A 6,308-nucleotide genomic window follows, 5' to 3' on the forward strand; every position below is an offset into this window, starting at 1 on the left:
CATAGGGCAGCTCTCATGTTGTTTTTATTAGAGATGCCCGCAGTTTTGTCATTTGCGCAAAGATCGACAAACGACAAATTCTGCGTTGGAACGTTCTATAAACGCATGTTACTCACCGATCCCAAGCCCACCCATCGATCTAAAGCCATTCATGCGTATGGCCCAAACTTACTCATGCGTAGCAGCTGTCGAGCCTTGGCGAGGCTGCGTTTGCGGTTTGCCTGATACACCGCTACGCAGCCTCGCCAAGGCTCGACAGCTGCTACGGGGGTGTTTGTATCCTGGTGGTCAGCGCAACAAGCGCGGGTCGAACGGGTAATCGGAGAGCAGCTCGATACCGTGTTCGTGGATGTAGATCTGCTCTTCCAGCTTCACCCCTTCGCCGCCGTCATCGTGGCCGATGTAGCTTTCCACGCAGATGGTCATGCCGGCTTCGAACACGCCGTCGTAGCCCAGGGCATCGATGTCTTCGCGGTGCACCACGTAGGGGTATTCACCGGTCATGCCCACCCCGTGCACCAGGGCGAAGTAACGGTTGTTTTTGTAATGCTCGGGAATCTTCCAGGCCAGTTCCGCGTACTCCTTGAAACTGCGCCCGGCCTTGAGCATTTCCATGTTGGTTTGCACTTGCTCGTAGGCCAGCTTGTACAGCTCCTGCTGCTTGGCGGTGGCGGCCTGTTCGCCGCAGAGAAAGGTGCGCGAGAAGTCGGCGTAGTAGCCGAAACGCCCGACCACGTCGGTGTCCAGCGCTACCAGGTCGCCGGCCTCAATGGGCCGGGTGCTGCATTCCTGGAACCACGGGTTGGTGCGCGGGCCGGAGGACAGCAGGCGGGTCTCGACGTAATCGCCGTCGGTGGCAATCACATGCTGGTGCAGGTGCGACCACAGTTCGTTTTCGCTGATGCCGGGGGTGAGTTTGCTTTCCATCAGCCGCACCCCGGCTTCGGTGGCGCGCAGGCTGGCGCGGATCATCTTCAGCTCGTTCGGCACCTTGATGCAGCGCGCGCGTTCCAGCGGCTCCTGGGCATCAAAAATCTGATAGCCGAGCTTTTGCAGTTCGAAGGCCGCGGCCGAGGTCGCGCTTTCAATGGCGATGCGTTTGCCGCCGCCACATTTGCGCACCAGCTCATCGATTTCGGCAGCCCAGTCGGCGGTGACATTGCCCAGGAAACTTTCGCAGAAGTAATAGGAGATGGCTTTGGCCGGGCGTACTTCGTCGACGGTGTTGAGGGTTTCGGCCAGGTGCAGGCAGCCGCCGAATTCGAACACCACCACCGGGCCTTCAGCCGGGATAAACGCATAGCGGGCCGGGTTGCGCGCCGAGTACACCTGCATGTTGCGCGAGCCGGTGGCGTAGCGCATGTGGGTGGGATCGAACAGCACGCAGGCGGCGTAGTCGCGCTTCTTCAGTTCGTTGCGCACCCGTTGCAGGCGGTCCAGCTGGATCTGCTGGATCTCGTCATAGGTAGGTTCACAATCGGCGGGGTTGCGGTTGGCGCCGGACAGACTCATGGGGTGTTCCTCGCAGGGCAAATACGGGTTTTTAGTTTTTTGAGGGGGTGAATCAGTCGAGCAACTGGTCGCTGCGCACCAGGTTGCGTTCGGCTTGCAGATGGGCTTCGGACAGGCGTCCGTAAAGCTGCTTGGTGCGTTGGGCGCGGCCAATGATTCCGGGCTTTTCGGAGTAGGCGAAGATCGCCGTGTTGCGCTCGGTGGCGCCTTCCACGCGGGTGACGCGGTGCACCGAGAAACGGCCCTTGAAGATCTGCAAATCGCCCGGGTTGAGCTCCAGTTCCTGCACCCGCGAACGGTCTTCGCCGCGCACCACCTTGCCCACTGCGCCGAGGTTCTCCTGGGTGCGGGAGCGAATCATCGGCGCGTACTCGAACAGGCCGCCCGCCTCGGGCTTCTGGGTCATCATGCTGACGATGAATTCGTTGGTATCGAAGTGCCAGGGCTGCTCGGTGCCGTCGGGCATCACGTTGATCACCAGCCCCGCGAACGGGTCGGCGTACTCGAAGATTTCCGGCTCATTGAGGCAGGCGCCGATAAAGCGTTTCATCATCGGCGACACGTATAGCCGGTGAATGATCGCGTCCGGGGCGATCATGTCGCGGGTCACAAACCCGCTGGTGCGCTCCATGAACGTGCGGCGCGGGTCATCCTGGGGCAGGGTGGTGTCGTCTTCGGTGAAGTAGGCATTGACCTTGCGCACCGAATAAAACGTCTTGCCCGACAGCGCCAGGCCTTCCAGGCGTGCCTGTTCCAGCGCTGCGGGGCGCAGGAAGTTCTTCAGCAGGCAGCAACCGTCTTCGGCCAGTTCCGCCCGGGCGTGTTCGATCAGGGCCTGTAATTGCACATGGCCCGAATCATGTATGGGATACAGCTCGGTATTAATAATGTCGCTGATATCGCCCACTTCAGCGTCAGCAAGTTGAAGGCTCATGCAAGACTCCCGGAACTATCAGTTGGTGTTTTCTGGCTGGACCGATAGTTGCTGAACGAGGTGCAAAGTGGAAATTACAAGTTGTGATCGAATCCATCGGGGAGGGCGATAGTTATGTCGGGCGAACTGGATGGCACCCTGCTTAAAGTGTTTGTGGCAATTATCGAGTGCCAGGGTTTCTCGGCCGCCGCCGAGCGCCTGCACAAGACCCAATCCACCGTCAGCCAGAGCCTGCAACGCCTGGAAGACATCGTCGGCACGCCGCTGATCCGCCGCACCAGCCGCTCGGTGGGCCTGACCCCCAGTGGCGAAACCTTTTTGATCTACGCCCGGCAGATCCTCAAGCTGCACAGCGAGGCCGTCAGCGCCGCGCAGTTGCCCAATGAGCAAGTGTGTATCCACCTGGGCATGCCCGAGGACTACGCCGAATATTGCCTGGGCGGGATGCTCAAGGACTTCCAGGCGCAATTCGCCCAGGTACGGCCCGACGTGTGCTGCGAGATGTCCACAGCGTTGGTGGGGCGCCTGCAACGGGGCGAACTGGACCTGGTGCTGGGGGTGGAGCACGCCGGTTTGCAGGCTGGGGAATACCTGTGCGACGAGCCGCTGGTGTGGGTGGCGGCGCCCAGTTGGAGCTGCGTGGGGCGTCAGTCAGTGCCCTTGGCGGTGTACGCCGAGGGCTGTGCATTTCGTGCGAATGCGGTGCAGGCACTGGCCCAGTCCGGACGCTCGTGGCAAGTGGTCTACACCAGCCAGAGCCCGCGTGGCATTGCGATCGCGATTGAGCAGGGGCTGTCGGTGGGCGTGATGGCGCGGCGCCTGGTGCCGGCCGATTGGCAGATTCTGGACGAGCGCCAGGGCTTCCCGCCGATCGCCCCGGCGCGCCTGATGTTCTGGCGCTCAGCCGGTTGCCAGGTGCCGGAGGTGGATGCGCTGGTGGAGATTCTGCGCCGGCAATTGGGCCACTCAGGGCATCTGGGCAGCCAGCGCCTCGGCAGTTTGTCGATAGGCCATGCGCTTCAGCAATAACAGGCTGGCCAGCACCCAGGCCACGATCCAGCCGTGGACCACGGCAAACTCGCCGGTCACTTGCAGCAGCCAGCCGCACAGCGCATTGCCGGTGGCACTGGCCAGGCCGTAGCTGACCATGCTCAGGCTCACCACTTGCAGGCTCTGCACCGGGCTGAGCCGGGCGCCGACGTAAGCGGCCATCAAGCCCCAGCACGGGAAATAAAACAGCGCGAACAGCCCGGCCGCCAGCCAGCTCAGCAGCAGGCTGGGGTGCCCGAGCACGCCGAGCATGCTGAGACCAAACGCGCCGATACTCAGGGCCATCACCCGCAACGCGCCCCAACGGTCTGCCAGCGTGCCCAGCAGCAAGCCGCCGACGACCCCGCCGACGCCGATCAGCGTCCACATCGACCCGGTGACCGAGGCGCTGGCCTGCAACTGCTCGCTGACAAACGCCGACAGGAAATTCAGAAAGGGCCCACTGATGGCGCCGATAAACGCGCTGAGCAAAACGATCTGCATCGCCACCGGTTGCGCCACACACAGCTTCAGCCATTGGCGCAGCACCTGATTCAGCGCGGGCGCCTTGGCCTCACGCGGTGCGGGTTCCTTGATCGGGGCCAGTGCCCACAGGGTCAGCAGCGTGACCAGCAGCGTCAACCCGGCACAGATCAGCCAGAACTGACGCAAGGACAAACCCTGCAACAGCGCGATCAACAGCCCGTTCAAGCACAGCGCAAACGCGGACCCCGACGAAGCTAATCCCAGCACCCGGCTGCGGTGCGTGGCCGGAATCACGTCCTGGGCCAGGGCCGAAATCGCATTCCAGTTCGACACCGCACAGGCCGACACCAGCGCCAGGCACAGGGCAAACGGCAGCACCCACGGCGTGGCCACGGCCAGGGCCAGCAGGGCGGGGCTGAGGACGATGGTCAGGCGCACCATATTGCGCGGGCTGATCCACGCCGCCGCCAGGCCGCTGGCAATCGAGGCGCCCATGTAGAACAGCTGCAACAGCGCGGCAATCAACGCGGCCTGGCTGTAACTGAGGTCAAACCCCAGGCGGATCTGCGGCAGCAACGCCGAATACAGGAACACACTGAAACCGTGGGTAGTGGCGTTGCACGCGGTAAATACCAGTGCGAGCAAGGCAATACTTCGCCGAGATGAAGCGGGGGCTTTCGACATGGCGATGACTCGATAAGTTAATCGCGAAAGAGCGGGGCGAAGTAATAAGAAATACATCGGCAGACTAGCGTTTATAGTCCGGCGGCGACCAATGCTTATTTGTCTTAGTGTGCATGCGTTATACGCAGGCTATTTATGCGTGAGCGACGGTCTGCGTCGATAAACGACACTTTCGGTGCCTGGAGGGATTGTTTCCCCGTCAACGCAGCGCGCTACCGCTGACCCAATACAAAAAGGTATGTTGTGCAGGTTATTTCCCATGTGCCCCCGAGTGTCGTCCATGAAACGCAAAATGCCCGGTCTCAACGCCCTTAAAGCTTTCGAAGTCGCCGGCAGTACCGGCAGTTTTACCCGGGCTGCCGAGCTGTTGAACGTGACGCAGAGTGCGGTCAGCCGCCAGGTGCGTCAGCTGGAAGAACAGTTGGGCGAGGCGCTGTTGGAGCGTCGTCACCACCATCTGGAATTGACCAGCGCCGGGCGGGTGTTGCTGCGGGCGTTGCATCAGTCGTTCGACAAGATCGAGCTGACGGTGCGCAGTATCCAGCAGAAGTCCCATGCCAATCGGTTGCACATCAACGCGCCGCCGACCTTTACCAGTCGCTGGTTGATGCCACGGTTGGGGCGCTTGCGCGAGCAGCATCCGGAGTTGGAGTTGAGCATCACCACGCGCTTGCAGGACAGTCTGGCGGAGACCAGCACGCTGGATTGTGCGATTCGGTTTGGCGATGGGGAATGGGATGGGTTGGACAGTTCGTTGTTGATTCAGGAGCGGCATATTGCGGTGTGTGCGCCGTCGTTGTATGCCCGGGAGTGGAGTGACGGGATTGATCTGAATCGCATGACGTTGCTGCATGTGTTGGCGCGGGAGGATCAGCGGTATCTGACGTGGAAGCACTGGCTGGATGCGGCGCGGATCAGTGGGGTTGATATCGAGGGTGGGTATGAGTTTGACCTGTTGGACCTGGCGATTCGGGCGGCGATTGATGGGTTGGGGATTACCATTGCGGATTGGCACATGGTGGCTTCGGAGTTGGCCAGTGGGCAGTTGACGCAGGTGTTGAATGTGCATGTGGAGGGGCATCAGTCTTATTGGTTGGTGACGCGGCCGGAGCAGACTGACTCGCCGCAGTTGCAGGTGTTTGCGCGGTGGTTGCAGGAGGAGATTTGGTTGGCTCAGCGGCAGTTGGAGCCTTCTTTGGCGGCGGGGTGAATCAGTGTGCATATCCGTTATTTAGGTAACGGCCGCTTATGGTTCCGCTCTTACAGCGGGTCACTTTTGGCAAACGCCCGGAATGCCGGCCCAGCCAAAAGTAACCAAAAGGTCTTTGCCCCACCACTCGGTGCCTCGCCTAGGCTCGGCATGCCCGCACTCCGGCCATCGTGGTTGACGGGGCCCGCAGATCAAGATCAAAAGCAGATCAAGAGCACGGCGGCCTGAAAGCCGACCTGAGTGTGGTGAAGCAAAGGCAAAAGCTGCTTTTCTGTAGGAGCTGGCTTGCCGGCGATGCAGGCGACTCGGTGCATCAGGTACATCCAGTTGATGCCATCGCCGGCAAGCCAGCTCCTACAGGGGATCGTGCCCCGCTTTAGATTTTGCCTTTGCTTCACCACACTCAAGCCGGCTTTCAGGCCGCTGTGCACTTGATCTGCTTTTGATCTTGAT

At 61.1% G+C, this 6,308-nt stretch carries 5 protein-coding genes and 1 pseudogene; 2 read left to right on the forward strand and 4 right to left on the reverse strand.

All coding sequences use genetic code 11. The features are described 5' to 3' along the window. Positions 1 to 288: 288 nt before the first annotated feature. Both HX875_RS28345 and HX875_RS28350 read right to left on the reverse strand, forming a co-directional pair. The gene (locus HX875_RS28345; protein WP_177047823.1) at positions 289 to 1,512 is read right to left on the reverse strand and encodes a M24 family metallopeptidase; all 1,224 of its coding nucleotides are present in this window, start codon (positions 1,510 to 1,512) and stop codon (positions 289 to 291) included. 52 nt (positions 1,513 to 1,564) lie between these two features. Continuing rightward, positions 1,565 to 2,446 carry a HalD/BesD family halogenase gene (locus tag HX875_RS28350; protein ID WP_177047825.1) on the reverse strand — a complete coding sequence of 294 codons (882 nt, stop codon included), beginning with the start codon at positions 2,444 to 2,446 and terminating at the stop codon, positions 1,565 to 1,567. Between the two features lie 114 nt (positions 2,447 to 2,560). On the opposite strand from HX875_RS28350, the gene HX875_RS28355 reads away from it, so the two are divergent. Continuing rightward, the gene (locus HX875_RS28355; RefSeq protein ID WP_177047826.1) at positions 2,561 to 3,475 is read left to right on the forward strand and encodes a LysR family transcriptional regulator; all 915 of its coding nucleotides are present in this window, start codon (positions 2,561 to 2,563) and stop codon (positions 3,473 to 3,475) included. Here HX875_RS28355 and HX875_RS28360 read toward each other — a convergent pair. Continuing rightward, complete coding sequence (locus tag HX875_RS28360; RefSeq protein WP_177047828.1) at positions 3,413 to 4,645, reverse strand: MFS transporter; 1,233 nt, start codon at positions 4,643 to 4,645, stop codon at positions 3,413 to 3,415. The genes HX875_RS28355 and HX875_RS28360 overlap by 63 nt on opposite strands. 280 nt (positions 4,646 to 4,925) lie before the next feature. Here HX875_RS28360 and HX875_RS28365 point away from each other — a divergent pair, with 280 nt between their 5' ends. Beyond that, positions 4,926 to 5,855: a LysR substrate-binding domain-containing protein gene (locus HX875_RS28365; protein WP_177047830.1), complete on the forward strand. Its 930-nt coding sequence runs from the start codon at positions 4,926 to 4,928 to the stop codon at positions 5,853 to 5,855. A 197-nt stretch (positions 5,856 to 6,052) separates the two neighbouring features. Here HX875_RS28365 and HX875_RS28370 read toward each other — a convergent pair. After that, positions 6,053 to 6,308 (reverse strand): annotated as a pseudogene (locus tag HX875_RS28370) (hypothetical protein); the annotation flags it as partial.

It is taken from the genome of Pseudomonas yamanorum, from assembly GCF_013386765.1.
GTDB lineage: Bacteria > Pseudomonadota > Gammaproteobacteria > Pseudomonadales > Pseudomonadaceae > Aquipseudomonas > Aquipseudomonas yamanorum_A.

What these genes read in the sequence shown, in the direction of transcription:
- HX875_RS28365 (WP_177047830.1), top strand. Translation starts at nt 4,926, where the DNA reads ATGAAACGCAAAATGCCCGGTCTCAACGCCCTTAAAGCTTTCGAAGTC.
- HX875_RS28350 (WP_177047825.1), bottom strand. Translation starts at nt 2,446, where the DNA reads ATGAGCCTTCAACTTGCTGACGCTGAAGTGGGCGATATCAGCGACATT.
- HX875_RS28355 (WP_177047826.1), top strand. Translation starts at nt 2,561, where the DNA reads ATGTCGGGCGAACTGGATGGCACCCTGCTTAAAGTGTTTGTGGCAATT.
- HX875_RS28345 (WP_177047823.1), bottom strand. Translation starts at nt 1,512, where the DNA reads ATGAGTCTGTCCGGCGCCAACCGCAACCCCGCCGATTGTGAACCTACC.
- HX875_RS28360 (WP_177047828.1), bottom strand. Translation starts at nt 4,645, where the DNA reads ATGTCGAAAGCCCCCGCTTCATCTCGGCGAAGTATTGCCTTGCTCGCA.